Below are 26,947 nucleotides of genomic sequence, written 5' to 3' on the forward strand. Positions count from 1 at the left end.
GCCGCGGCGCTGGAGGTGCTGGAGGCCGCGCCGGGCGTCGAGGTCGACTACGCGGCGGTCGTCGACCCGGACAGCTTCGTCGACTTGGCCGGTGCGGGGCTCGGCCTGCCCGGCACCGGGCGGGAGGGTGGCGGAAACGCGCGAACCGCCGGCCCGGTTCTGCTGGCGGTGGCGGCGAGGGTCGGCGCCACCCGGCTCATCGACAATGCGCTCATCGAGCTGCGCCGGCCGAGCCCGGGCGCACGACCCGGCGCCGGGACCGCGACTCCGCCGGGGCTGCGCCTGGACGGGTAGGACGGGCCTGTCGTGTCGGTCACCTTCGATCCCATGGGGCGGGTCCGACCCCTTAGCCTGGTCGGCGATGACCATGCGCCTGCGAACGATGATGACCTCCAAGATCCACCGCGCCACCGTGACTCAGGCCGACCTTGACTACGTCGGCTCCATCACGGTGGACGCCGACCTCCTCGACGCCGCCGACCTCCTGCCCGGTGAGCGCGTCGACATCTGCGATTGCACCACCGGCAGTCGCCTGTCCACCTACGTCATCCCGGGCGAGCGCGGCGCCGGGCGGATCTGCGTCAACGGCGCCGCCGCGCACCTGGTGCGTCCCGGCGATGTCGTCATCCTCATCGGCTACTGCCAGCTCGACGACGACACCGCACGCACCTATCTGCCGCACGTCGTCTTCGTCGACGAGCGCAACCGCATCGCGGAGCGGGGAGTCGAGCCCGGGCAGGTGCCGGCCGACTCCGACGTCGCCCGCCTCCAGGGTCTGCGCCCCTCGGGCCTGACCCTCGCCGAGGCGCGCATCTGAGAGTCCTCGGGCGCGTTGCCGGCCGCGTGGTCGGCGTCTTCCGCCCGGCGGGAGCGGAGGACGGGAGGCCGCTAGACTCGCGCGCGTGACTGACGACGCGCCCCAGCAGAACGCCCTTCCCGACTCCGACGCCGCTCAGGCCGCCTCCGCGGCTCCGGAGAGGGGCCGGTCGAGGCGGACGAGGCAGGACCCGGGTCCCGGAGAGCAGTTCGACGTCCGCGCCGCCAAGCGCGAGCGCCTGCGCGCCGAGGGTTGGGACCCCTACCCCGTTCAGCTGCCCATCACCACGACCATCGCCGCCGTGCGCGAGCGCTACGGCCATCTCAGGGCCGGCGAGGAGACGCGGGACGTCGTGGGTCTGGCCGGGCGCGTGGTCTTCCTGCGCAGCTCCGGCAGGCTCTGCTTCGCTACCCTCGCCGACGGCGCCGGCACCACCCTTCAGGCCATGCTGTCGGCCAAGTCCCTGCCCGGGATCGGTCATACGTCCCTGGCCGCCTTCAAGACCGACGTCGACCTGGGCGACCACCTCTTCGTGCGCGGCCGCGTCATCGCCTCGCGCCGCGGCGAGCTGAGCGTCTTCGCCGAGACCGGCCTGGTCGACGGCGCCGATCCGGCGGCTCTGGCAGAGCTGGGAGACGACGCCGTCGCCGCCCCGGCCTGGCGCATCGCCTCCAAGGCGCTGCGCCCGATCCCCAAAACGTGGACCAACGAGGCCGGCGAATCGGTGACGCTGAGCGAGGACAATCGGGTGCGTCACCGCGAGCTCGACCTGCTGACCCGTCCGGCCGCCCGTGACATGGTACGCACCCGAGCCGCGGTCGTGCGCTCCCTGCGGGAGAACTTCCACCGTCGCGACTACCTCGAACTGGAGACGCCGATGCTCCAGGTCATCCACGGCGGAGCCGCAGCGAGACCGTTCGTGACTCACATGAACGCCTACGACATGGACCTCTACCTGCGCATCGCCACGGAGATCTACCTCAAACGGGCCGTGGTCGGAGGTGTGGACCGCGTCTTCGAGATCAACCGCAACTTCCGCAACGAAGGCGCCGACTCCTCCCACTCGCCGGAGTTCTCGGCTCTGGAGGCCTACGAGGCCTATTCCGACTACAACGGCATGGCCGACCTGACGCGCGACCTGATCCAGCGGGCGGCTCGAGACGCCTTCGGCCTGGCCGAGGGCGAGGAGATCGTGACCCTGGCCGACGGCACCGACTACGACCTGTCGGGGCGGTGGGACAGGATCGACCTGTACACCTCCGTCTCCGAGGCGGTCGGGGAGGAGATCACGGTGGATACCCCGCGCGAGCGTCTCATCGCCATCGCCGGGGGACTGGACCTGGAGGTGGACGATTACGCGGTGGCGGGCAAGATCGTCGAGGACATTTTCGAGGCCACGGTGGGAGACGGGCTGTGGTCGCCGACCTTCGTCTACGACTTCCCCGAGGACACCTCGCCGCTGACTCGTAACCACCGCTCCCGGCCGGGTCTGACGGAGAAGTGGGACCTGTACGTGCGCGGTATGGAGACGGCCACGGCCTACTCCGAGCTGGCCGACCCGGTCATCCAGCGCCAGCGCTTCCAGGCCCAGGCGCTGGCGGCGGCCCAGGGCGACCCCGAGGCCATGGTCCTGGATGAGGACTTCCTGACCGCCATGGAGCAGGGCTTTCCGCCGTGCGGCGGCATGGGCATGGGCGTCGACCGCTTGCTCATGGCCCTGACCGGTCAGGGCATTCGCGAAACCATCACCTTCCCGCTGGTGCGGCGCTCTTGACGAGACGCGGCGGGGAGCTCGTCGGCCCGGCGCTCCCGGTTCCCTGACGCGTCAGGCGGTCGCACCCTCACCGCGGGAGCGGGCCTCGTAGACCTGCAGCATCTCCGCGGCTTCGTCGAGGAGCTCATCGACCGCGTCCTGGTCGTAGCCCTCGTGAAAGGGTCTGGTGGCCTGGAACTTCTGGTTGATCACGTCATTGGACGTCAGTGCACGGGATGTGCCGGTGCCGGACTCCCAGGCGCGCAGGGTCGCGGTGAGCGTGTCCATGAAAGCGTCGACTTCCTCCCTCCGGTACCCCTCGAATTTCGTCGACGGGAAGATCGTGCGGGAGAGGTGGTCGGCCGTCACCGCGGGCGACGGCTCCGCCGCCTGGGCGGGTCCCGTGCCGGGTGCGGCGGGGCTGACGTCGATGCCGTTGCGAGCCTCGTAGTCCGCCAGCGTCGTCACGACTTCGTCGAGGAAGGCGTCGACCGAGCCCATGTCATAGCCGCGGAATCCGCTGGTCAGAATCCCCGCCTCCCTCACGTCCCTCGACGTCAGGGGCGCGGAGGACGCGTCGGCCCACTGGCGACTGCCGAACTCGGTGCCCTGCTCCCACGCGCGCAGTGCCGAGACGATCTGGGCCGTCAGGGCGTCGACCCCTCTGCGCGAGTACCCTTCCTTGAATCCCGATGACGCGAAGGTCATGGCTGCGGCCGCATCAGAGGTCAGAGTCATCTCGTTTCCTGTTCTTCGTTGTTTCTTGAGCGGGGGAGGGAGGAGAGCGGAGCCGACGGGGCGGGGAAGAAGGGGCCGGGCGGGAAGTCGGTCGACGGGAGCCGGTTCCCGGGGCGCCGGGTCGCGCCTGCCTACCCTAGACCGTTCCAATGCGCTCAGACGTCGCTCATTTGGCGCTGCGCCCAGGGGGCGACCGCGAACAGGAGGACGGCGGCGACGAGCGTGACCGCGCCCAGGCCGAAGTAGTACGTCGAGTCGGCGATGCCCGCCGTCCGCGAGATGACGAAACCGGCGATGCCCTGACCGGTGGCGGTCGTCAGCAGCCACAGCGCCATCGCCTGAGAGGCGAAATTCTTGGGCGCCAGCGCCGAGGTCGTGGACAGGCCCACCGGCGACAGGAACAATTCACTGATGGTGAGAATCACGAAAGTTACGCCCAGGAACCACCACGGCGCCAGATCGTCCCCGCCCGTCCAGGTCTGAAAACCGTAGCCGATGAGAATCGCGGTCAGTCCGATAATGAGCACCGAGATCGCGAATTTCATGATGGTGGAGGGGAATCTGCCCGCCCGCCAGGTGAAGAAGCAGCTGACCAGCGGAGCCAGGACGACAATCGCTCCCGGATTGACCGCCTGATAGGTCTCCGGGCTGATGGCCCACCCGAAGAAGGGGACGTGGGCATCGGTGTTGTCCTTGGCGAAGGTCGCCATCTTCCCGGCGGCCTGCTCGGAGATCATGAAGAACAGCACCGCGCCGATCCACAGCGGGATGTAGGCGCGCAGGTGGACGCGCTCGCGGTGGGTGACCTTCGAGGAGCGGAACATGATGGTGAAGTAGGCGATCGCCGTCGCCGCCGGGACGATCAGCATCGTGGTGGAGATGGCCGGGAGCAGATCGCCGGTGATTCCCCGAAGTGCCGCCAGCAGCATCCCCGCGCCCGCCAGGACCGTGAACGAGCCGATGATCAGCCGGCGGCGCTCGTCGCCCACGAGGGGGCTGGGCACGGTGAAGGCGAATGCCGAGAGCCTGTGCCTACCGTGGATGAAGGCCGCGAGGGCCAGAGCCATGCCGACGGCGGCCGCGGAGAAGCCGGCGTGGTATCCGTGGTGCCACCGCAGCCAGCCGGTGACCAGGGGCGAGACGAGGGAACCGATGTTGATCGACATTAGAACATCTGGAAGCCGGCGTCGCGACGCGGATCTCCCTTGTCGTACAGTCCGCCCACGATCGTCGACAGGTTCGGCTTGATGAAGCCGGTGCCGATGGCGACCAGGACGATGCCCAGCCAGGAGAAGGCGTTCACGGGGATCGACAGGCACAGGTGACCGGCCATGATGACGACGCCCCCGTAGAGGGTCGATGGCCAGGGGCCGATGTCGCGGTCGGCGAAGATGCCTCCGGGGATCGCCAGTAGATACACGGCCGCGCTGTAGGAGGCCAGGACGACCTGGCCGCTGTTCTCGCTTAGGCCCAGACCCCCGTTGGCCGCGGTGTCGGTGATGAAGTACAGCAGGATGGCGCGCATCCCGTAGTAGGAGAAGCGCTCCCACAGCTCGACGTTGAGCATCCACGGCAGGCCTCGGGGGTGGCCGAACATCCCGCGGTCCTCCACTGACGGCGTGGTGCGCAGCGTGCGAGGTCTCCAGCGGCTCGCAATCATGTGCTCGGGGCGGGTTCGGTCCTCGACGGACGTCGGGGAAGCTGGCATGAGAACTCTCCCTCTCTGCGGGCGCGGTGCTGAGCCGGACCACGGTTATGGCTCACATCACAGCTGGCTGGCCCAGCTTATCGTGCCCGGGCGCCCCGGGTGCGCCATCGGGCCGGAAGACCTTCGACGTTCGGGACGGGTTCTCGGCGGGACGGGCCTCAGCGCGAGAGGGTGTCGGCGGCAGCCTTGACCTGGCTGCGCACCGGCATCAGACGTGTGAGCTGAGTGACGTGGCGCGGCTCGAGTTCCCCGATGCTGGATACTCCGAGGAGTTTCATCGTGCGGACGATCTCCTCGTGCAGGATCTCAATCGCCCGGTCCACCCCGGCGCGCCCGCCAGCCATGAGGCCGTAGAGGTAAGCGCGGCCGATGACCGAGAACGTCGCGCCCAGCGCGGTGGCGGCTACGATATCGGCGCCGTTCATGATGCCGGTGTCGATCATGATGGTGGCGTGGGAACCGACGTCGCGCACGAGTTCGGGGAGGAGCCTGAACGGCACCGGTGCGCGGTCGAGCTGACGACCGCCGTGATTGGACAGAAGGATCCCGTCCACGCCCAGGTCGAGCAGCCGTTTGGCGTCCGGGATGTTCTGGACCCCCTTGATGACGATCTTCCCGCTCCACATGGAGCGGATGACCTCGAGATCCTCGTAGCTGATCGTCGGGTCCATGGCGGAGTCGAGCAGCTGGCCGACCGTACCGCCGGTGGTCCTCAGCGAGGCGAATTCGAGCTTCGGGGTGGTCAGGAAGTCGAACCACCACCACGGGCGCGGGATCGCGTTGAGGACCGTCCCGGCGGTGATCTGCGGCGGGATGGAGAAACCGTTGCGCTTGTCGCGCAGGCGGGCTCCGGCCACCGGGGTGTCGACTGTGAACATGAGAGTGTCGAAGCCGGCCTTCTCGGCCCGCTCGACCAGCCCGTAGGAGATCTCCCGCTGGCGCATGACGTAGAGCTGGAACCAGTTGCGCCCGTACGGATTCGCGGCCTTGACGTCCTCGATGGAGGCGGTGCCCAGCGTGGACAGCGTGAACGGGATGCCGGCGGCGCCCGCGGCCCCGGCTCCGGCGATCTCCCCCTCGGTCTGCATGAGGCGGGTGAAGCCGGTGGGGGCGATGCCGAAGGGCATGGCCGAGCGGCCGCCGAGGATGTCGCAGGAGGTGTCGACGTCGATCGCCGGGTGCAGGATGTCGGGGTGGAATTCGACGTCGCGGAAGGCCTGGCGGGCGCGGCGCAGAGAGATCTCGCCCTCGGCGGCGCCGTCGGTGTAGTCGAAGGCGGCGGCGGGCGTGCGGCGCTTGGCGATGGCGCGCAGGTCCCAGATGGTCAGGGCCGACTGGAGCCGGCGGTGCCTCCCGTTCAGATCCGGCTTCTTGAAGTGAAGAAGATCGAAGATCTCGTACGGGTTCGGGATCTGGCGCTTGACCATGGTGTAAAGGCCTCCTCGATGAGCGACATGACAGCGCGGCCGCAACGACGGGGCGGTTCTGCGGCCCCCGCATCGTCGGCCCCGCAAGAATAGAGAGACGAACGACCTATACGCAAGAGTCGAGTAACGTATTTATGTGTGATCGGTATGCGAGCGGCGCGTCGGCGAGGCCGCGCCCGGGCCGCCTGACCGGGCGCTTCGGCCTCGTCGGCCGGTCAGCCAATGCCGTCGGCGCGGTTGCCGGGCACGGCGACCGAGCCGATGTGCTCGGCGACGGTCGCCTCGCACTGCGCGCGTCCGACGAGTCGGCACCCCTGGGCCGTCCACCGCCTCATCTGCGCCGGTTCCTCATGGGTCAGGCGCAGACCCCGGGGCACCAGGACGCGGATGGGTTTGCGGCGCTCGGCCAGGTCCCGGCGCAGCCGGAACCACCACGTCTGGACCCGGGGCCGCCTGAGCGCGAGCGCGTCGGCCAGCACGTTCGCCCGTCGGCACCGCTCCACGAGCTCGCCGGCGAAGAGGCCCTCGGCCGCGAAGGCGGGGGCGGCGCCGATGTCGAGAGTCGTCCAGTTGACGGTCGCGTTGTCGGGAATCGAGTACACGGGCACCTTCGCGGACCCTTCGGCGCACAGCTGCACGATCGTATCCATGGCGCGGTCGGCGTCCCAGGAGGCGGGATGATCCCAGTCGATCCGGGCCATCGCCTCGGTGCGGGTGCTGCCCTCGTCCCCGGAGAAGGTGCCGTCCAGGAGCGGCATGCCGGGCTCGTCGCCGTCGCGGTAGAAGTCGTCGAGCCTGAGCCGGTGCGCTCCGACACGGCGCAGAAGGGAGGTTTTGCCCGAACCCGACGGCCCGGTCAGCAGGATGACTTGCGCGCACATGGTGTCTCATCCTCCCATGGCGCCCGGCCGCCGATCGACTCGGCTCAGCCCTCGGTCACGAGTGCGCGCATGCGAGAACGAGACCCCTGAGAGCGCAGTGCCGCGAGCTCCTCGAGGTAGGTGGTGCGGAAGCGCTCGTTGCCCGCCAGATCGCCGAAGATCTCCGTGTTGGAGATGAACGCGGTCTCGTCCCCGGCCTCCTGCCGCTCGGCCAGGGGGCGCAGGTCGTCGACCCGGGGGATCCGTTCCCCGTTCTCATCCGTGCCGAGCACACCCAGCGACCAGGCGGCGCACATGGCGGCGCCCAGCCGGATCGACCCGCCGACGGTGAGGTTGTCGCGCACGGTGGGCACGACGAACTTGGGCATGCCGCTGGGGCCGAAGAAGGCCAGCCGTTCCAGAGTGTCGGCGATGGCGGCGTTGGTGAAGCGCTCGAAGAGCGTGTCGACGTACTCCGTCAGGTCGATGCCGGGCACCGGCAGCAGACGCGGCAGCGCCTCGCGCTCCAGGTAGGCCCGCACCCAGGTGGAGATGTCGGCGTCGGCGGCGGCCTCGTGCCCGTAGGTCATGCCGAGCAGACGGCCCCAGTGCGCCAGCCCCTGGTGGGAGGCGTTGAGCAGACGCAGCTTCATCAATTCGTAGGGCACGACGTCGTCGACCATCTGCACCCCGACTCTCTCGTACGGCGGGCGGCCCGCCGGGAAGTCGTCCTCGAGCACCCACTGGGCGAAGGGCTCGCACACGACCGGCCATGCGTCGACGATGCCCAGCTCGCGGCGGAGCTCGTCGATGTCCCGCGGCGTGGTGACCGGCGTGATCCGATCGACCATGCAGTTGGGGAAGGAGACGTGCTCGTCGATCCACGCGGCCAGCTCCGGGTCGGCCAGACGTGCCTGGCCCACGACGGCGGTGCGGGCGACCGCGCCGTTGCCGGGCAGGTTGTCGCAGCTCATGACCGTGAAGGGGATGATGCCCGCCTCGCGGCGGCGGCGCAGCGCCTCGACGATGTAGCCGAAGGCCGTGGTGGGCTCATGCGGGCGGGCGGCGTCGTGACGGGCGCCGTCCGACTCGGTGCGGAAGGCGCCGGTCGCGTCGTCGATGTTGTAGCCGCCCTCGGTCACCGTCAGGGAGACGATCCGCGTGGCGGGCTCGGCCATGAGGCGCAGGACGGCCTGGGGGTCGTCGGGGGCGAAGAGATAGTCGTGGATCGAGCCGATGACGGTGGACTCGTGGTGCCCGTCGGAGTGCTTGAGGGTCAGCGTGTAGGTGTGGTCCTGGGAGGCGAGTGCATCGCGCATGCGGGCGTCGCCCGGCAGAAGGCCGACTCCGCAGATGCCCCAGTCCAGGCAGGTGCTCGGGGCGCCGGACCCTGCGCCCGCCGTGGCGCCGGACCCTGTGCTGTCCGGGGCGCCGGACCCGAGGCCCTCCCGCATGAGGCGGTCGATGTACATGGCCTGGTGGGCGCGGTGGAAGCCGCCGACGCCGATGTGAACGATCCCGGTCGTGATCGCGGAGCGGTCGTAGGCGGGGGCGAGAGTGCTGAGGTCGGGGGTGGTGGGCATGATCGAGGTTCCTTTCTGATGTGTCTTCTGCGGTCGGCCGGTGGTGCGAGTCGAAGGACCGAAGGGGCCCTGGAATTGGAAGGGTTCTGGGGCCGGAGAGGCCCCTGAGAGCGGTCAGGCACGGATGGGCGCTGCGGGCTCCGCCTCATCGTCGGAGACGGCGGGAGCGGTGTCGAGCACCCGGGCATTGCCCGGAAGCTTGAGGGCGAAGCAGAGGAAGAAGGAGATGACGTACAGACCGGCGAGCGCCATGGCCGCGGCGACGTACCCGGAGGCGGTGTCCTCCTTGCCGAGGAGCGCGGAGACGACGGCGGGGCCCACGAAGGCGCCCAGGCCGGCGCCGAGGTTGAGGATCGCCAGCGCGTTGCCGGTCTCCCCGTGCGCGTGGGCGGTGATCAACGGCGTGGTGGGCACGTGCGCGCTCAGACCGATGCCGACGGCCGAAGTGCCCAGCGCGATGAGGAGGAAGTTCGGACCCGCGACGAGGGGGATGACGTAGATGTAGACCAGGGCGATCGCCGTGATCGGGGTGGCCGCCCACTGCAGGGTGTTGCGCCAGCCGATGCGGTCGCCCATGACGCCCCAGAACACGTCCCCGATGATGGCGACGAACTCGTAGGCGAACATGGGATAGCCGAAGCCGCGCATCCCGTAGAGGAGGAGAAGGAGGTGCATGGTGCGGCTGGGCAGGCCGACGGCGATGAACAGGGCGTCGAAGACCAGGAACGAGACCAGACCGATGAGCATGACCTTGCGGCAGCCCAGGGCGTCGCACAGTGCGCCGGACAGGAAGGCGGCGATCGCGACGACGACGCCGTAGGAGGACGATCGAGGAGGCCTGCGAGACGGTGAAGCCGGCGTCGGGGCTGGACAGGTAATTGGTGATCGGTGATCCATACGGCCTCGATGCCGTCTCCGATGACGGCGAGGAAGCCGACGGTGAGATCGGTGGGGAAGCCGGTGCGTTGCACGGCGGCTATGAAGCGGTTGGAACTGGGCATCGGAGGACCTTCGTTGGTGGGTGACGGCGCTGTCGCGGCCCCGAGGACCGTTGATTCGAGTCTGCGGTCGCGGCCCGGCCCGTGAGACGACCGGTTTCGACCGATGCGTGACCGGTGCTCGTTCGTCGGGGCGCTCGTCATCGCCGCGTGCCGGCGCCGGCGCGCGCCGTGCGTCATCGCCGCGTGCCGGCGCCCGTCAAGCGATCCTCGCCGGTGACGACGCCTGGCGGTGGAGGACCGCAGCTCGCGGCCGGGGCCCGAGGTGAGACGAGCGGCGGCGTGGAGGAGGGAGGCGAGGCGGGCGAGGGCTGCGTAGGGACCATATGTCGATTCTGACGCCGCCCGTGGCTCCGCGTACGGAGTTCGAGCGTCCCGCCCTCCTTCGCCGGGATCGGTCCGGAACTGGACCGATCTCAGCGAAAGAAGGGGACGGCTCGCGGCGCTCAGTGCGCGATGACGACGCCGAGGTTGCGCGGGCCGTGGACTCCCTGGACGCGCACCAGCTCGATGTCGGCGGTCGCACTCGGGCCCGCGATCCATGTCATGGGGCGGGTGGGGTGCTCGCCGAGCACGTCCACCGCCTGCGGCACGGTCGGCATGATCGCCTCGCGCTCCAGAATGCACACGTGCCTGTCCGGCACCAGGGTGATCGCCCGGCGCCCCTGGTCGGGTTCGCCGTCGAGCACGATGGTGCCCGAGATGGAGATGCCGACCCGTGAGCAGGTGACGACGGCGTCGACGCGATCCAGGTCGAGAGTCGCGATCGGCTGCTCGGGGGAGTCCTCGATGAGCTCGCGCCCGGATCGGGCGGCGGCCCGCCTGTACGCCTCGGGCAGCCCGGTCGGCACGACGACGCGCCCCGCCCCTCCCAGCAGCTCGTCGATCGCCTCGGCGATGCCGGCGTCGTCGGACTCGGTGCGCACGACGGCGTCGTAGTCCTCGAGCTTGTCCACCATGTCCGCCACGACCGGCTCGGAGCCGGGGGCGTGTTCTCCGACGCGGATGTAGTCGCGCGGGATCGGGCGGGCCGGGCCGCGCTGGGATCGGGCGAGCGCCTCGCGGGCGCGCGCCAGGACGGCGCTGCGCGCATCCATCACTTCTCCTCCTCGCGCTCGGACCTGCCGTCGGAGCGGCGGGCGGGCGGCGCCGGTGATGCCGGTGACGCTGATGACGCGGCCGCGCCCGGGTGCGTGCGCTCCCACCACTGGCGGAAGTTCTCGCGCGGCGCCTCGGGGATGTCCCGAGCCCCGGTCCACATGGACGCCGGGAAGGGCAGCGCACCGATCCGCCCATCGCGCCCGACGAGCCGAGACATCTTGACGGCCCTCTCGGCCAGACCCCACAGGCGGCCGCTGCTCATGGGCGCCCGGGTGGCATTCATCGCCACGTCCCACATGTCCGGCAGCGTCGTGCGCTTGACGTCGACGCTGCGGGCCCGCAGGTGGATGAGGATCGTGGGGATATCGATGGCCACCGGGCACGCCTCCCCGCAGGCCCCGCACAGCGAGGAGGCGAAGGGCAGGGTGTGCACCGGGTCGTCGTCGGCCAGCCCCTGGGTGAGTTGGGGCGTGATGATCGCGCCGATGGGGCCGGGGTAGACCGAGCCGTAGGCGTGTCCGCCGGTGTGCTGGTAGACGGGGCAGATGTTCATGCAGGCTCCGCAGCGGATGCAGTGGAGGGCCTCTCGGCCGATCGGATCCGCCAGGGTCTTGGTGCGTCCGTTGTCCATGAGGATGAGGTGGAACTCCTGCGGGCCGTCGCCCGGGGTCACACCCGTCCACATGGAGGTGTAGGGGTTCATCCGCTCGCCGGTGGCCGAACGCGGCAGCAGCTGGGAGAAGATCTCGATGTCCTGGAAGCGGGGGACGAGCTTCTCGATGCCCATGAGAGTGATGAGCGTGTCCGGCAGGGTCAGGCACATGCGGCCGTTGCCCTCGGATTCGAAGATCGAGACCGTGCCGGTCTCGGCCACGCCCATGTTCGTGCCCGAGACCGCCAGGGGAGCGTGCAGGAACTTCTTGCGCAGGTGGGCACGGGCCGCCCCGGCCAGCTCGACCGGGTCGTCGGACAGGTCCGGCGGGGCGTCGCCCATGCGGTCCAGGAAGATGCCGCGCACCTCGGAGCGGTTGCGGTGGATGGCCGGCACCACGATGTGGGAGGGCATGTCGTCGGCGAGCTGGACGATCATCTCCGCCAGGTCGGTCTCATGGGCGGTGATGCCCTCGGCCTTCAAGTGCTCGTTGAGATTGGTCTCCTGGGTGGCCATCGATTTGATCTTGACGACGTCGTCGACCCCCTTGGACTTGATGATCGAGGTCACGATGCGGTTGGCCTCGGCGGCGTCGCGCGCCCAGTGGACGACGCCGCCGCGCGCGGTGACGTTGGCCTCGAACTGCTCGAGGAGCTCGGGCAGGCGGCTCATCGCCTCGTTCTTGACGGCGCTGGCCGAGCGGCGCAGATCCTCCCAGTCCGGCATCTCCTCCACACGGGTGGCCCGCTTCGTGCGGATGGTGCGCGTGGCATGGCCCAGGTTGCGGCGCAGCTGGGTGTTCTGGAGGGTCCTGTGCGCGGCGGCCGGGAAGGTCTCGCCCCACCGCAGGGGGTGCTCCGGGATATCGACGGTGGTGCGCCACCCGCCGGTGTGGCCCGCACCGGCGTCGGAACTGGCGTCGGAGTGGTCCGCCGTCCTCGGGCCGGCCGGCATGCCCAGGAAGGTCCTGCGGGTCATCGGACCCTCGCCTCCTCGGCCGCGGGAGCGAAGGACACGTTGCCCTCGAAGGGCCGGTCCTCGGTGGAGGCGAGGATCTCCGCCAGGTGCATGATCCGGATCCCCGAGTTGAGACGGGACAGGCCGCCGCCGACGTGCATGAGGCAGGAGTAGTCGCCCATGCACAGCACCTCCGCCCGGGTCGACATGACATTGGCGGCCTTGTCCGCCAGCATGGATGTGGAGGTCTCGTGGTTCTTCATGGCGAAGGTGCCGCCGAACCCGCAGCACACCTCCGCGTCGGGCAGGGGCGTCAGGTCGATGCCGTCGACGGCCTTCAGAAGCCGGTAGGGGCGGTCCCCGACCCTGGCGATGCGCAGCGAGTGGCAGGTCGGATGGTAGGTGACCCGGTGGGGGAAGTGGGCGCCCACATCGGTCAGGCCCAGGACGTCGACGAGCAGTTCGGAGAGCTCGTAGGTCTTGGCGGCGACCTCCTTGGAACGGCGCGCCAGTGCGTCATCGCCCACGTGCTCGGCCACGAGCGCCTGCTCGTGGCGGGTCGCCCCCGCGCAGGAGCCCGACGGCACGACGACGGCGTCCCACTCGCCGTCCAGAACCGGCTCGAAGGTCCTGACGTGGTTTCGGATGAGGGAGGCCGCCTGCGTGAAGTACCCGGTATTCGCGTGCATCTGGCCGCAGCAGACTTGGTTCTGGGGAAAGACGACCTCATGGCCGAGTCTCTCCAGGATGGTGACGGTCGCCTGCGGCGCCTGCGGGAACATCGAATCTCCGATGCAGGTCGCGAAGAGTGCGATGCGCACGGATGGACCTTTCGTCGGCGTCATTGTCTCAATGCTCACCGTAGACGCGCGTGGTGTACCGCGTGGACGGATGCGTCCGAGGGGGCGGGGCGGGGATGCGGGAGTGGCGCCGTTCCGGGGGAAGACGAGGATCGTCCGATGGTCGGGCAGCGGGGCGGAAGCGCTCGCCGCAGCGGCCCGTCGTTTCGGTTTGCGCAAGCGGCGCCTGCGATTATGACGCAGTGCCGTCACGAGCGTCGGGGGCCCGGCGGGCTCGGACCGCTCGAGCCGCGGCGCGGGATGAATCGGCGCGGTCGCTCCCCGGGTGAGCCGGGTCGGACCGCCTACCCGCAGTCCCAGGTGTAGAACACCCGCGAGAAGTCCGCTCGGCTCAGGTTCTCGGACGGGATGAGGAAGACGCCCACGCCGCAGTCGCCCCGGCAGAGGGGGGCGTCGGCTATCGAGTCGAGCTGCAGGAGGAGCTGGTCGAAGTCGGTGCCGCTGTTCTCGCGCAGCCGCGGATCCTGCTGCGTGAAGCGGGGTAGCCGCCGAGCCGGTGCCCTGAGGCGTCGAGCATGCCCCGGATATCGCGCATGTAGTCGTCGTAGGGCATCACGTTGAGATCCGCTGCCCTCGCCAACGGCTCATCGGGGAAGCAGGTGTTCCAGGTCCGTACGAAGAGCGGCTCGAAGTCGTAGCCGGCCGGAGACGGAGCGTCGTGGATGATCCTGAAGCCCGGTCGCAGCGCAGTGACATCATCCCAGTGATCGATCTCAATCGGAGGCTGCGAGCAGTCGGGGCGGTAGAGCGCCTCCACCTCGGCGCGGGGGCGCGAGGTCAGCGAGGTCCCGCCGTCGGGGAAGAAGCGCACGCGGAAAGTCTTCTGGGCGGTCGGGCTGAAGTCGGGATCGCCCATGCCGTAGGCGCCGTCGTCCTCCGTGCACTCCAGCCACACCTGCAGGATGCCGGCCGGGGAGAACACGCTGTTGGCGGGCAGCTGGGTCAGGTTGACCTGGGCGAGGAGGGTCAGCTGCTCCCCGCGCCAGTCGCGCGGGATCTCCTCACCGTCGGGCAGGAAGGGCGGGCCGAAGACGGAGGAGTCGGTGACGTCCGGCGACGCGTCCCGCTCCAGGTCGACGGCGATCGCCTCCCGGCCGTAGACCTCCCGGATCTGGGAGACGACCCGCTCGATCCTGGCCAGCGCAGGATCCCCGGCCTGCCGTGCGCTGCGCGTCATCGCTGCTCCTTCGTCGATGCCCCAGGCTGCGCGCCGCACGGGCAGGACGACCAAGGCGCTCGCCCGAGGCGGTCCGCGCCGCCCGACGGCGCGGACGTTCGGAGCCGGCCGCGGTGGAACGGCTCCGCGGGAGTCAGGAGACCATGAGCGGGCCGAACCAGCCCTGCGACGCGGCGAAGATCAGGCAGCACAGGACTACCAGCAGGCCGATCGAATAGGGGGCCGCCTTCTTGAGGATTTCGGCGTCCGTCCCCTCCGCGTCGACGGCGGTCGCCGCGATCGCGAGGTTCTGCGGGGAGACGATCTTGCCCAGGCCGCCGCCGATCGTGTTGGCCGCCAGAAGGATCCGCGGGTCGAGGCCCGCGCCGGCCGCCGCTGTCGACTGAAGGTTGGCGAACAGGGCGCCGGCGCTCGTGGCCGATCCCGCCACGGCCGTGCCGATCCATCCCAGGATGGGGGACAGGAAGGCGAAAGCGGCTCCGGTGGTCGCCAGGGCGGCGCCGACGGCCGTGGTCTGGCCGGAGAAGTTCATGACGTAGGCCAGGGCCATCACCATGGCGATGGTCAGGATCGACATGCGCAGCGTGTAGACGGTCCTGGGCAGGACGGCGAACATGGCGCGCACGCTCGTAGGATACCGGCCGCCGGAGGACCGGACCCCGTAGAGCACCGCGATGATGACCGCCGTCAGGAAGATCCACGTGCCCGGGTTGGACAGCGTCTGCAGGGTGTAGACCGCCGAGGACGCCGGCTCGCCCCTGTCGGTGAGCAGGCCGCCGTAGACACCGGGCCACCGGATCTTGACGTCCGTGCTCGCCAGCAGGGCCGCCAGGTCTCCCCCGGCCTTCCACAGCTTGGTGATCGCGATGATGACCACGACGAGGACGTAGGGCGCCAGCGCCATGACGACGCGTTCGCGATCGGGTCGGTCGGCCTCGTCGACCGCGGTGCGGTCCTCCTCCGGCGTCGTCGGCGTCCACACCCTCAGGAAGAGGTAGCAGGCGGTCAGGCCCAGTAGGGAGCCGACGACGGCCGTCAGCTCGTAGGAGACGCCCGGGGTGACGACGTGGCCGACGCCCGCCGCCGCTCCGGCCACGAGCGCGAGCGGCCACAGCTGACGCACGCCGCGCACCCCGTCGAGGATGACGAGCAAGAGCAGCGGGACGAGCAGGCAGATGATCCACGTCAGGCGGCCCATGTCCCGGGCGACGGCGACGGACTCGGCGCCGCCGAGCTTGGCCGCCGTCGTCACCGGGATGGCCATGGCGCCGAAGCCGACGTTGATGGCGTTGCCCACGATCGTGGTGATGGCCGCCTTGACCGGCGGCAGCCCCAGCGTGACGAGCATGGCGCCGGTGATCGCCACGGGCGCCCCGAAACCGGCCAGACCCTCCAGCAGACCGCAGAAGCAGAAGGCGACGATGAGGGCCTGCGCCCGCTGATCGCCTCTGCCGATCGTGTTGAATACGGCCTTGAGGTCCCGACTGCGCCCGGAGGTCTCGGTCAGGTTGTACAGCCACACCGCCGCGACGATGATGTAGATGATCGGGACGAAGCCCATGGCCAGCCCCTGGGCGGCGGACATGGCCGTCATTCCCACCGGCATGCGGAAGGCGACCACCGCGATGGCCGCCGAGATCGCCAGGGAGATGATCGCGCACCAGTGGGTGGCGACCTTGAAGGCGCCCATGAGGATGAAGAAGACGATCAGGGGCGCCAGGCCCACGACCGCGGTGAGGAGCACGTTGCCGCCCACCGCCGTCGTCGACGGGGTGAAGGACGCCGGCGCTGGGCCGAGGAGCGGGAGGGCGTCGGATGGCATGTCGAAGGGCATGATGACTCTGACTCCGGTGTCGGGGGGGCGGGGCGGGCCCAATCGCGGGGCGGGGGCACCGGTGCCGGGCCTGCGCGCACGACGGGAACGCCCCGATCATGCCATGCCCGCCCGGGTGGCGTAGAGGAAAGCAGGAGATGTGTCTTGGGACATGAGTCCCAGAAGCGGCGATCGCGGGAGGCTCTCCGCGCGGTCGATGGTTCCGGCCCGACCATTCGCTCGGCGAGGTCGTCCTCCTGGCCGACGTGCGCGCGGGCGCCCCGGACCGCCGACGCGTCGGGTCGGCGGTCCGACGCCTCCGCGGGCCCGGCCGGTCCGTCAGGCGGACACGGCCCGGAGAGGCTGCGCCGGCGCTGCGCGAAGGCCGCCGCGGTCCTCACCGCCGCCCGGACTCAGGGCGTCGCGGCGGTGCTCACCGGGCCGGGCGAGGTCGGCGAGCGCTGGAGGTCGGCGGGGGCGACGTCGTCGGCCAGGGCGACGACCTCGCCGATCAGGGGGGCGACTTGCGCCGGGGGAGCGCCCCACACGCGCATGAGGAGGTCCACGGGCACCGTGGGCAGCCCCGCCTTGCGCAGGACGACCACGGCGCAGGGTCTGAGGGTCGACCCCATCTCCCCGCCCTCGGCGAGCGCCCAGTAGCCGGCCGTGCTGAGGTTGGGGCGCACACGGTGCGGCTCGGCGCCCGGCAGGTTCTCATCCAGCAGGCCGAGCTGAGTGGCGTGGCGGCCCTCCTTGGAGCCGTCGTCATGGACGACGACCAGGCTCAGATCGACGGCGAACAGCCCCCGCTCGCCGTCCCCGACGTGCAGCAGCCGCGCCAGAGGGGAGCGGCGCTCGATGCGTCTGAGCGCGATGAGGAGATCCTCCAGGCTGGCGCGCCGCCGCGGGTCCCCTCCGGCCGGACCATAGGTGCGGCGACGCGCCTCGGCGCGCTCCCAGCCCGGCGGGGGGAACTCGGGCACCACGATCCACGCCGAGGCCTTCGGGGTGACGGCGATCTGCATCCTTCAGTCTCCTTGTGGACTTCTTGTGCGACACGCGTGCCGCGCTGGTCGAGACGGTCTCAAAGACGGTCGACGGACAGTCGGCACTTGTAGGATTCACCATTCTATGCTGTGGCTGTGCCAGTAACCGTGCCCGTCCCCGCCTCGCCCGTGCAGCGCCTCCTCGCCGGCGGGATCGATGTCCTGCTCGTGACCGGGGTCTCGTGCTTCCTGCCGGTGTCCGCGGCCAGCAGGGTCCTGTGCGCGGGGCTCGTCCTGGTCGTGCTCGTCGCGGCGCAGGCCGTCACGGGCGCCGGCCCCGGCGGCGCCGTGGTGGGCATGCGTCTGCACCGGGTCTCGCACGACAGCGGCCCGCCCGGGGCGGCGGCCGTGGGACGCGCGGGCCTGATGGCGATGGCGGGTGCGGCGACTCTGGGGATCGCGCCCCTGATCATGGTCATGCGCGCGGATGCGACCGGCATGCGGCGCACCTGGTTCGACCGGATCTCGGGGACGGTGCTGGTCTCCCGGCGCTCGCAGACGGTCTACACCCTGGTCATCGGAGGGCGCTCCGTGCTGGTGGACGCCGCGGTGCTCCTGGGCCGGGCCCCTGAGCGCGGGCCCGGCCGCGAGGGGGTGCGCCTGGTCTCGGTTCCCTCCGACGACGCCACGGTCTCCAAGACGCATGCGCTGCTCGAACCCACCCCCGAGGGGCTGGCCGTGACCGATCTCGGCTCCACGAACGGGACCTACCTGGTCGATTTCCGCGGCAGCCATGAGCTGGCCCCCGGACTGGCCGAGACAGTGCCCCGGGGTGGGGCTATATACTTCGGCGAGGCCGAGTGCCGCGTCCGGTGAGACGGGAACAGGGTCCCAGACCGAGTCGGCGAGGAGCCGGCGAGCGGCTGCCGGGCCCGTCCGGGACAGCCGCGGGGCTGTCGCTCGGTCGCCGTATCCCATCCCGATCCCCGATCCACCCCGTCCCACTGCAGTCACCGATCCACCGCAATCCACCGTCAGTCACCACAGAGCCGCCCCGAACCCGCTGGGTGAGTCGCGAAGGAGGAGACCGTGTCCGAGCACGGCGTCGCACGCTGGAACCGTTGGGCCGAGGGGAGCTGGACGAGCGTCGTCGCACCGCACGGCGTCCTTCTGCTGCCCCCCGGCCTGTCCGAGGAAGTGGTCACCGGCCTGTGGGAGGAGATGCGCTCCTCCCGGGCCAGTCTGACGGCGGTCCTGGATCAGCTGGTCGTGGGGGCCGGCGGGCGCCTGGCGGACATCCCGGACTTCGCCCTGGTCGTGGCCGTTCCCGACGGCGTGCACGTGGCCGCCCGCGGGGAGGTCGGTCTGGAGATCGACGGCGAGTCCGTCGACGCCCGCCGGGTCGCCACGTGGCGGGAGATCTTCCTGTCCGGCTCCCCGACGATCATCCTGCGCGCGCCCGAGCGGACCGGCTCGGTCCTGCGCCCCGCGGCCGACGCTGTCCTGGCGGCCTCCGCCGTCTTCGTGGGGGACACGATGACGGACGCCGCTCCCGCCCAGCACGAGGAGCTCCCCGCCCCGGAGGAACCCGGACCCTCCTCCTACACTTCGTCGTTCACCGCTGCGCCGGGCCCGGTGGATGACGCCCCCGGCGGGGGCGACGCCTCCTACGCGCCGGTCGCGTCCGCAGCCCCGGTCGCCTCGGCGTCCGCGCCCGCCGCGGTGCCGGCCCCGGTGGATGAGGCGACCGGCGCCGCTCCGCTCGGCTGGCAGCGCGAGGCCGCTCCCGGGGGCCTGGCCTCGGCCGGATCGCAGTCCTTCGCGCCCGCCGCGGGGCGCACGCTCCTCGCCGAGCGCGAGGCCCCCGCCGTGAGCGCGTCCGACGCCTCCGAGGTCGTCGAGATGACCGAGGCGGACGAGCAGCTCGTCTCCGAGGCTCCCGACATCGACGTCGATGACGTGCCGGTGGACGGTTCGGAGGTCGTCGAGATGACCGATGCCGAGTGGTCCGAACCCGTCGACTCCGACTCCGTGCCCCCCGAGCCCGGCCGGTCCGCCGAGCCTGCTCAGTCCGCCGAGCCCGTGGGGTCTGCCCAGTCCGCCGAGCCCGCCATCTCCTCGGACGACCCCGCCGAGGCCGACGAGGCCCGGGAGGCGGATGGCCCCGTCGCGCAGGACGACCCGGCCTCCGTCCCGGGCGTCTCCGTCCAGGACGAGATGGCGTCCGACGACCGGCCCGGGCTCGGCTCCGCGCTCGACGACGAGGCCGAGATGGCCGCGCTGACGGGATCGGGCCGCCCTCTCCCGGGAGACCACGACGGCTGGACGAGGGCCGCCCTGCCCGAGAACCTAGTCGATGACCTCGGCCCGCTGGTCACCCCGGGGAGCGTGCCGTTCAGCTCGGTGAGTGCGCCGTCGGCCCCCGGGAGCACAACCTCCGCCCAGGAGCAGGAGTCCTCGACCGACACCCCGCTGTCCATCGCCGTGGTCGTCGAGGAGCCCGAGGAGCCGGTGTCGGGCCGCCAGGCCCTGTCGGTGCTCTGCCCCGAGGGCCACGCCAACCCGACCAACTACGTGCGCTGCCGCACCTGCGGCGCGGAGTTGTCCCAGCCCGCCCGCATGATCACCTGCCCGCCCCTGGGTCGTCTGCGCATTCCCTCCGGGCAGGCCATCCCCCTCGACCGACCGGTGCTGGTCGGTCGCCGTCCCACGCCGGAGGACGTGGCTCAGCTGAAGGACGAGGAACCGACCCTGGTCACGCTGCCCAGCCCCGAGCGACTCGTCTCCCGCAACCACGTGCTCATCGAACTCGACGAATGGTCCGTCCTCGCGCGCAACCTCTCCGCGGGCAACGGCACCATGCTCATGCGCGACGGCGCCGCCCCCCAGAAGCTCCCCAGCGCCGACTCCGTCGTGCTGCGCACCGGTGACATCCTCGATCTCGGCGACGACCAGTCGCTCGTGCTCGAGGATCTTCCGTGAGCGGAGATACCAGCGCCGCCCACCCCGAGATTCCCGGGTACACCTACCTGCACGAGCTCGGGGCGGGCGGCTATTCGCGCGTTCACCTCTACGAGCAGCACATGCCCCGCCGCGAGGTGGCGGTCAAGGTCATGGACACCGACGTCGCCGGCAGCTCGGCCTCCCGCTTCGAGTCCGAGGCCAATCTCATGGCGAAGGTCTCCTCCCACCCGGCGATCCTGTCCGTCTACGGCGCCGGCGTCTCCGCCGACGGGCGGCCCTTCATCGTCATGGAGTACTGCCCGCCCCCGCAGCTGGAGATGCGGCTGCGGCAGAAGGCGCTGTCCATCCCCGAGACGCTGGATACGGCCATCCGCATCGCCGGCGCCGTCGAGACGGCCCACCGAGCGGGCATCATCCATCGTGACATCAAACCTGCGAATATCCTGTTCACCGTCTACCGGCGGCCCGTTCTGGCCGACTTCGGGATTTCGGCGATGAGCGGTCCGCGGCGGGCCTCGGACGGCAGCGAGCTGCGCGGCATGAGTGTGCCCTGGGCGCCGCCCGAGCAGCTCATCGGGTCCCGCAACGCCGAGCCGACCACTGACGTCTACTCTTTGGCCGCCACCGTCTACGCGATGCTCACCGGGCACAGCCCCTTCGAGACGCCCGGGGCTTCGGAGGGCGTCTACGAATTGGCGCGGCGCATCGTTAAGGACGCCGTGCCGCCGCTGGGGCGGCCCGATGTGCCCCCCTCCCTCGGGCGGGTGCTCACGGTGGCCTTGGAGAAGGATCCCGCCCGCCGCTACCCGACGATGCTGTCCTTCGCACGGGCTCTCCAGCAGATCCAGGCCGAGCTCGAGCTGCCCACCACCGCCGTCGACCTGTACGACGACGGGCAGGACGAGGACGCCGGCCGGCCGGCTCTCGACGTCGACGACCCCGAGGCGACCCGCCTGGGCGTGTTCTCCCGCGTCGAGGAGCCCGTCGTCGTGCCCGCTGGGCCCCGAACGACCGATGACGCGGAGCCGGAGGCGGGCGCCGAGGACCATCGCTCCCGGGTTCCCGCCCGCCTTGTCGGCGCGGCGGCCGTCGCGGTCCTGGCCACCGTGGTCGCGGGCGCCGTGATCGCCTCACGGTCCATGGACGAGGCCCGCCCGGCGTCGTCCTTCGCGACGCTGGCTCCGGCGCGCTCGGACCCCCTGGGCGCCACGGTCCCCGAACCGCGCGACCTCGAGGGCGCCCTCGGCGCGGACGGACGGGTCACCTTCACATGGGAGGTTCCCGAGGACGGGTGGACCGGCACCTACCTCTACCGCGGCGATATCGCTGGTGAGGACGATGAAACCCTCGAGCCGACGGGGAGTACGAGCGCATCGCTGCCCGCCCAGTCGGGCTCCACCTGCATCGAGGTCTTCAGCGTGCGCCAGGACGGCAAGATCTCGGCGGCGAGCCGCACCTGCGTACCGACCCCCTGACCGGCCCTGACCGGCCGGACTGCCCAGCCGTTCAGTCAGTCCTCCACCCGGAAGGCGGCACTGCCCAGGACGATCGTGGCGCCGGTGGGCACGGGAACCGGCTCATCGGGCTTAGCCGTGGTCACGGAGCCGTCCTCCTCCTCGACCCGGGTGCCGTTGGTTGAGTGCAGGTCGGTGATCCACAATCCGCCCGGCACGGGCGCCAATGCCGCGTGCGTCTTGGAGATGGATCGATTCGCGTCGCCCAGGGCCACGCAGGTGGCGTCGCGGTACTCGGAGATGTTATCGGGGTCGCGGCCCACGACGGTGGTCGAGTCCAGCACGATCGGGGTGCCACCGGTCAGCGGCATCAGTCGGCTCGCGCGCGGATCCTCGGTGTGACGGTGCCGGCCCCGAGCGGCCGCGGGGGAGGAGGCGGAGATCACCGGCGGGGCGACCGGGACGGAGTCCGTACTGATGAGCTCGGGTGATGACGCGGACGAGTGGGACGACGCGCGCCGGCCGCGCGTCCGGGGGACGGAGGGCGTGGGCTCGTACGACGGGGACACGGTGACGGGCTCCTCGGTTGATGGTGGATGGGGGGATGATGCGGATGCGGTCAGTGGTGAGGTGACCACGGTCTCGTGCGGCGACGGTGACGACACGCCGCCGGGGACGGACCTGATGGTCTCCGTCGTCACGGCGAGGGGCTCGGCCGCAGCGGATGCCAGAGGAGCCTCGTCCCCGGTGGGCGTGTCGAGGTGGGTCGGCACGGACGACCAGGGCACCGAGTCGATAATGGCACGGTCGGCGCTGGGAGGGGGAGCCACCATGCTCGTCGTGTCGACCGTGTTGCCGATGTCCGAGGCGGTGGAATCGTTTGGGGCGAGGAAGAACGTGTTCTCGGGGAAGACGCGGTCGCGCCCGGTCGTCCGAGGAGCCGCGTGCTGGGGCCCCTGATGCGACAGCACCTGACGCCGGGGCACCTGCCGTCTGGGGGACTGCCTCCGAGGGGTCTGATGGCCCTGGTGCTCGGGCCGCTGATCGGAACGGGACCGCGTCGTCACCGCCATCATCCCGGACATGCGGTCGTGCCAGCCCTGCCCGTTCGGGTCGGCGGCCGACGAGCGCATGAAGGCGACCGCTCCCAGGCACGCCGTGGAGATCATCGCGAAGAACAGCAGATCGGCATGGACGAACAGGCGCGTCATGGGCGGACCGCCGGTGGAGGCGTCCACGAGGCGCACCCCCATGAGCCGGCCGCCGGGGCTCCAGCCGGTGCGGGCCAAGACCAGCTCGCGGGGGGCCGCGATGACGACGGTCGCCGCGCCCCACACGAGAAGATCCTTGGAGAGGACTGCGGTCAGCAGGAGGACGAGACCGGCCCAGAGCACGCCGCCGCTGACGAGATCGATCACCCCGGCGATGATGCGATCGCGCACCGCGGCGGGCGGGGGAACGGCCTCGCGGGGCGACGGCGTCGAGGTCACTGGCGCTTCCTCCTGGATGCGGGACGATTCGCGAATCGTCGGAATGAGCGGGATCGGGATCTGCCCGAGCGCCGCAGGGAGCGCGGCGACAGGCGTGCGACAAGGCGTCGCGGTCGGGAGCGCTCCGAACCCATGGCGGGGACCATGACGTCGGCCGATTCCCAGATTGTGCCCACAGCGTACGACGATGGCACGCCTTGACCGAAGACCTGCGCGTCGACTGCTGCCGCGAAGCGGCCCAGATCGGCGGTCGGGAAGGCCGGCGCGAGACTCGAAGCGGCCTCGCGCCGGGTGGCGCGCGGCGGCGCGAGGCGTCCGAAGTCGCGCGCCCGATCCACGACCTCGTCCCAGGCGCCGAGCACGCCGGCCACCCCGCTGCGTCGTCGGCGCACCCGCCGACGCAGCGCCTTGGCCGCCAGCACCGCCGCGATCGGCAGCAGCACGGCCCCCAGCCCGCCGGCCACGGCCAGGACGAGAGCGGCGCTGCGGTGCCGGCTGTCATCGTCGGAGTCGTTGCGGTCCTCATCCTCGTAGGTCGGCGGTAGCTCGGCCGGGTCCTGCAGGGGCAGAGGGGGCTGAAGCACCTGGGGCTCGGGGTTGGAGACCTTCTCGGTCGTCTGCTGCTGGGGCACCTGGTCGCGGTCGGGGACGACGTCGACGGCGATCCACCCCACCGAGCGGAAGGGGACTTCCACCCAGGCGCTGACGTCCTGGCCGGTGACGTTGGAGGCGTCGCCGTCCATGGCGGGCTCGAAGCCCATGACGACGCGGGCCGGGATCCCCAGCGAGCGGCACATGAGCATCATGAGCACCGGGTACTGCTCGTCGTCCCCGACCAGCGCCCCGGCCTCCACCATCGCCGTCAGACGGGCCGCGCCGTGCCCGGGCTGGGAGGGGCTCTTGGTGCCGTCGGAGTAGTAGCCGGTGCGCAGCGCCTGCTGGAGGATGCGGATCTGGGCCAGGGGCTCGGAGGTCGAACCGACCAGCGTTGTGGCCAGGGTCTGCACGGAGGGCGGCACGTCCTCGACCGGTCCCAGGGCGACATCGTCGACGCCGAGCTCGGTCAGTCGCGTGTCCGAGGCCGTCGGCGGAGCGTCGACCTGCTCGGTCAGGACGTCGCCGTCGGTCAGGCCGGCGGTGGCGATACCGGTGGCGGAGAAGGCGTCGTAGTACAGGCTCTGCGAGACCGCGTCCGCCCTCGGACCCGAGACCTCCAGCCCGAGGGAGTCGGAGACCGTGGGCACCCACGGGAAGGTATAGCCGTCGATGCGCACGCTCGTCTCGTGCGAGAACTCCGAGCGGGTCCCCCCGGAGGCGGCCAGCGGGGTGTCGCGGCCGACGCGTTGGAAGCGGGCGGCCCCGGACGTGGGCGTGCCGATGCGGGCCGACAGCCCGTCGTAGGAGTCCAGGGCCGCCAGGCGGATGCGGGTGGAGTCGTCGGCCCCGGAGGCGGTCATCAAAGTGGTCGACGCCAGGTCCGTCTCCAGGGTCCGTACGAGGGACAGCGGCGTGGCGTACTGAGTCAGATCCAGAGGCGGCTCGAACAGGTCTCGCAGCACGGTCCGCTCGCGGGGGACCGTCGGGGCGGCCAGGGCGACGACCGCGCCGGTGACCGTCAGGAGTGCGAGCACCCGCGCCAGCCCGCGCCGCGAGCCCCGTCCCACGCCGGCGTCCCCCGACTCCAGCGCCTCGGCGACGCGTTCGCGCCGACCGCGCTGGGCCGTCAGCGCCCACAGCAGAAGCACTCCGGTCATCAGGACCGCGCCCACCGCAGTGGGCGCCAGGGTGGTGCCATCGCCCCAGGCGATGGCCAGGGCCGCCTGGGCCAGCACCGTCGTGCCGGCGACCAGGACGCGGCTCGACAGGGCTGCCCGGCCGGCCACGACCCCGCCGGCCATGCCCACCAGCCACGGCAGCACCGTCATGGCGGGGAAGGACGTCAGCGGCACCGGCAGGGTCAGGGCGTCGCGCCACACCGTCACCGTGGCCGCCAGCACCGCGCGCACCGCCTGCCGGCCGCTGCCGGTGTCCGGCAGCACCCACGGGGCCAGGCCCGCATGGACCAGCGCGGCCAGGGCCAGCGCGGGGGCCGGCCCCTGGCGGGTGCCGGTGCACACCAGGGCGACGACGGTTCCGGCCCCGACCCCGCCGGCGGCCGCCATTGCCCCGACGGGGGATCCGAAGGGCGGCACGAACAGGACTGCGGCGACGAGCTCCAGAATGACGACGAGCCCTAAGTCGACCCACCGCGCGGGCGGCAGCTCCCGCAGGCCGGCGGTGCTCCGGCCTCCCCGCCCGGCGGGGGCGCTCACGACGCCCTCCTCATGATGCGGGGAAGGGATTCGACCCGGTCCAGGTCGTAGGCGGTCAGTCCGGCCGGCCCGCCCACCGAGCGGCGACCCGCGGCGTTCGAACCGCAGCGCAGAGCCAGGGCGAGCGCGTCCAACGGCGCGAGGGTGCGCACGCGCGCCAGCGTCCGCTCCTGACAACGCTGACCAGTGACCAGGATGACGACGGAGGCCTCCGGATGCCGGGCGCAGGCCCGGCTGGCCAGATCGTCGCAGCCCTGTTCGGCGGTCGGTGTCACCAGGCACGAGGCGTCGAGGAGCCGAAGCCCGGTGGTCACCGGCAGCTCCTCCTTCTGAGTCGCCAGGGCGATCTCGCGGCCGTCGCCGACGGCGGCCAGCGCCAGGGAGCAGGCCACCGACACCCCCGTCTCGAAGTCCTCCTCCACCTCGTAGTCGTCGATGAGGCAGTCCAGAAGGATCAGGAGGCTGGAACGGTGCGTCTCCTCGAACTGGCGGACCATGAGGCGGCCGATGCGGGCAGTGGTGCGCCAGTGGACGTTGCGGCGGTCGTCGCCGGGCACATAGTCGCGCAGGGCGTGGAACGAGACGTCGGAGCTGGACAGCTCCTGGGTGACGGCCCCCTCCACGTCGCGCATGAGGCCGTGCATGGTGGAGCCCGCGCGAACGGTGCGCGGATGGATGTGGACGAGCTGGACCCGGGTGCGCTCGCGCTCGCGGCGCAGCAGCCCGACGGGATCGGCGGACACCGAGACGACGGGGCCGACGGTGACGACGCCGCGACGAGCGGTGGGCAGGACGAAGCCGCGCTCGTGGACGGCGGCCGGCCGCAGGGTGGGGACGGCGAAGACGGCAGTGCCGGGGCCGACCGGCATCTCCATGCGGGCCGGCAGAAGCGGATGGGAGGTGGGGTTGAGCACGGAGAGGTGGATGATCGCTTCGTCGCCGACCGTCACCCGCGGCTCGAGGAGTTCGTGATGGACGCGGTGGGCTCCGCGCGGCAGGAGCCACAGCCATGAGGTGCCCGCAATGACGGCGAGCACGGCGGCCGCGGCCCGCGCCTCCTGCCAGCCCAGGCGGAGCGCGGCCAGGCCGGTGGCGACCAGGAGCGCCAGGCAGGCCCATCCAGTGGGGGTGACGATACCCAGGGCGCGGCCCGAGGCCGGGACCCCGTTGATAATGCGCCGCAGTGGGATCGACCCGTGCCACGCGGGTGCGATGCCGCGCCGGCGGGCGCGCCCGCGCTCCGTGCGCGGCGGTGCTGGCGTGGCGTCAGGGATGGTCATGCGGCGTGTTCCGGGTT

The 26,947-nt window shown here is 71.2% G+C and carries 18 protein-coding genes and 3 pseudogenes; 6 read left to right on the top strand and 15 right to left on the bottom strand.

The annotated features are described in order from the left end of the window. From HMPREF9062_RS13490 to HMPREF9062_RS03985, 3 genes and pseudogenes are all read left to right on the top strand, one after another. Nucleotides 1–294 (top strand): annotated as a pseudogene (locus HMPREF9062_RS13490) (hypothetical protein); the annotation flags it as partial. Between the two features lie 67 nt (nucleotides 295–361). Continuing rightward, entirely contained in the window at nucleotides 362–817 is a 456-nt protein-coding gene (gene panD, locus HMPREF9062_RS03980; RefSeq protein WP_009748752.1) for an aspartate 1-decarboxylase, read from the top strand. Between the two features lie 85 nt (nucleotides 818–902). Beyond that, nucleotides 903–2,591 carry a lysine--tRNA ligase gene (locus HMPREF9062_RS03985; RefSeq protein ID WP_009748753.1) on the top strand — a complete coding sequence of 563 codons (1,689 nt, stop codon included), beginning with the start codon at nucleotides 903–905 and terminating at the stop codon, nucleotides 2,589–2,591. Nucleotides 2,592–2,642: 51 nt separating this feature from the next. Here the strand turns inward: HMPREF9062_RS03985 and HMPREF9062_RS03990 are convergent, their stop codons facing one another. The 12 genes and pseudogenes from HMPREF9062_RS03990 to HMPREF9062_RS04045 form a co-directional block, all read right to left on the bottom strand. Next, the gene (locus HMPREF9062_RS03990) at nucleotides 2,643–3,308 is read right to left on the bottom strand and encodes a DivIVA domain-containing protein (RefSeq protein ID WP_009748754.1); all 666 of its coding nucleotides are present in this window, start codon (nucleotides 3,306–3,308) and stop codon (nucleotides 2,643–2,645) included. A 155-nt stretch (nucleotides 3,309–3,463) separates the two neighbouring features. Further along, nucleotides 3,464–5,016: pseudogene (locus HMPREF9062_RS03995) on the bottom strand (peptide MFS transporter). 158 nt (nucleotides 5,017–5,174) lie between these two features. After that, nucleotides 5,175–6,443 carry an alpha-hydroxy acid oxidase gene (locus HMPREF9062_RS04000; RefSeq protein ID WP_009748757.1) on the bottom strand — a complete coding sequence of 423 codons (1,269 nt, stop codon included), beginning with the start codon at nucleotides 6,441–6,443 and terminating at the stop codon, nucleotides 5,175–5,177. A 215-nt stretch (nucleotides 6,444–6,658) separates the two neighbouring features. Continuing rightward, entirely contained in the window at nucleotides 6,659–7,324 is a 666-nt protein-coding gene (locus HMPREF9062_RS04005; RefSeq protein ID WP_009748758.1) for an ATP-binding protein, read from the bottom strand. Between the two features lie 44 nt (nucleotides 7,325–7,368). Beyond that, nucleotides 7,369–8,886, bottom strand: a complete 1,518-nt coding sequence (locus HMPREF9062_RS04010; protein WP_009748759.1) for a mannitol dehydrogenase family protein — start codon at nucleotides 8,884–8,886, stop codon at nucleotides 7,369–7,371. A 114-nt stretch (nucleotides 8,887–9,000) separates the two neighbouring features. Then, nucleotides 9,001–9,783 (bottom strand): MFS transporter, encoded by a 783-nt coding sequence (locus HMPREF9062_RS04015; protein WP_009748760.1) that lies wholly within the window; start codon nucleotides 9,781–9,783, stop codon nucleotides 9,001–9,003. A 547-nt stretch (nucleotides 9,784–10,330) separates the two neighbouring features. Beyond that, nucleotides 10,331–10,981: a LutC/YkgG family protein gene (locus tag HMPREF9062_RS04020; protein ID WP_009748762.1), complete on the bottom strand. Its 651-nt coding sequence runs from the start codon at nucleotides 10,979–10,981 to the stop codon at nucleotides 10,331–10,333. Beyond that, entirely contained in the window at nucleotides 10,981–12,591 is a 1,611-nt protein-coding gene (locus HMPREF9062_RS04025) for a LutB/LldF family L-lactate oxidation iron-sulfur protein (protein ID WP_253270740.1), read from the bottom strand. Before HMPREF9062_RS04025 ends, HMPREF9062_RS04020 begins: the two co-directional genes overlap by 1 nt. A gap of 20 nt (nucleotides 12,592–12,611) precedes the next feature. Next, complete coding sequence (locus HMPREF9062_RS04030; RefSeq protein WP_009748764.1) at nucleotides 12,612–13,415, bottom strand: (Fe-S)-binding protein; 804 nt, start codon at nucleotides 13,413–13,415, stop codon at nucleotides 12,612–12,614. 323 nt (nucleotides 13,416–13,738) lie between these two features. After that, nucleotides 13,739–14,631 (bottom strand): annotated as a pseudogene (locus HMPREF9062_RS04035) (YwqG family protein). A 133-nt stretch (nucleotides 14,632–14,764) separates the two neighbouring features. Further along, complete coding sequence (locus tag HMPREF9062_RS04040) at nucleotides 14,765–16,453, bottom strand: L-lactate permease (protein ID WP_156789964.1); 1,689 nt, start codon at nucleotides 16,451–16,453, stop codon at nucleotides 14,765–14,767. Between the two features lie 404 nt (nucleotides 16,454–16,857). After that, nucleotides 16,858–17,469: a hypothetical protein gene (locus HMPREF9062_RS04045; RefSeq protein ID WP_009748767.1), complete on the bottom strand. Its 612-nt coding sequence runs from the start codon at nucleotides 17,467–17,469 to the stop codon at nucleotides 16,858–16,860. A gap of 117 nt (nucleotides 17,470–17,586) precedes the next feature. On the opposite strand from HMPREF9062_RS04045, the gene HMPREF9062_RS04050 reads away from it, so the two are divergent. The 3 genes from HMPREF9062_RS04050 to HMPREF9062_RS04060 all read left to right on the top strand — a co-directional run bounded on the left by HMPREF9062_RS04050 (nucleotide 17,587) and on the right by HMPREF9062_RS04060 (nucleotide 21,869). Next, nucleotides 17,587–18,306, top strand: a complete 720-nt coding sequence (locus HMPREF9062_RS04050; protein WP_156789965.1) for an FHA domain-containing protein — start codon at nucleotides 17,587–17,589, stop codon at nucleotides 18,304–18,306. 213 nt (nucleotides 18,307–18,519) lie between these two features. Then, nucleotides 18,520–20,412 carry an FHA domain-containing protein gene (locus tag HMPREF9062_RS04055; protein ID WP_009748769.1) on the top strand — a complete coding sequence of 631 codons (1,893 nt, stop codon included), beginning with the start codon at nucleotides 18,520–18,522 and terminating at the stop codon, nucleotides 20,410–20,412. Beyond that, entirely contained in the window at nucleotides 20,409–21,869 is a 1,461-nt protein-coding gene (locus tag HMPREF9062_RS04060; RefSeq protein ID WP_009748770.1) for a serine/threonine-protein kinase, read from the top strand. Before HMPREF9062_RS04055 ends, HMPREF9062_RS04060 begins: the two co-directional genes overlap by 4 nt. Before the next feature lie 35 nt (nucleotides 21,870–21,904). On the opposite strand, the gene HMPREF9062_RS04065 is transcribed toward HMPREF9062_RS04060, so the two are convergent. Genes HMPREF9062_RS04065 through HMPREF9062_RS04075 form a run of 3 tightly spaced genes read right to left on the bottom strand, consistent with a single transcriptional unit; the run spans nucleotide 21,905 to nucleotide 26,930 of the window. Next, on the bottom strand, nucleotides 21,905–23,338 hold the full coding sequence (locus HMPREF9062_RS04065; protein WP_009748771.1) for an RDD family protein: 1,434 nt from the start codon (nucleotides 23,336–23,338) through the stop codon (nucleotides 21,905–21,907). After that, the gene (locus HMPREF9062_RS04070; RefSeq protein ID WP_009748772.1) at nucleotides 23,335–25,650 is read right to left on the bottom strand and encodes a transglutaminase-like domain-containing protein; all 2,316 of its coding nucleotides are present in this window, start codon (nucleotides 25,648–25,650) and stop codon (nucleotides 23,335–23,337) included. Before HMPREF9062_RS04070 ends, HMPREF9062_RS04065 begins: the two co-directional genes overlap by 4 nt. Further along, a complete protein-coding gene (locus tag HMPREF9062_RS04075) occupies nucleotides 25,647–26,930 on the bottom strand; it encodes a DUF58 domain-containing protein (protein WP_009748773.1) in 1,284 nt (427 codons plus the stop codon). The genes HMPREF9062_RS04070 and HMPREF9062_RS04075 overlap by 4 nt, the downstream gene beginning before the upstream one ends. Between the last annotated feature and the right edge of the window lie 17 nt (nucleotides 26,931–26,947).

Origin of the sequence: Actinomyces sp. oral taxon 448 str. F0400, assembly GCF_000220835.1 — a bacterium.
Classification (GTDB): Bacteria; Actinomycetota; Actinomycetes; order Actinomycetales; family Actinomycetaceae; genus Actinomyces.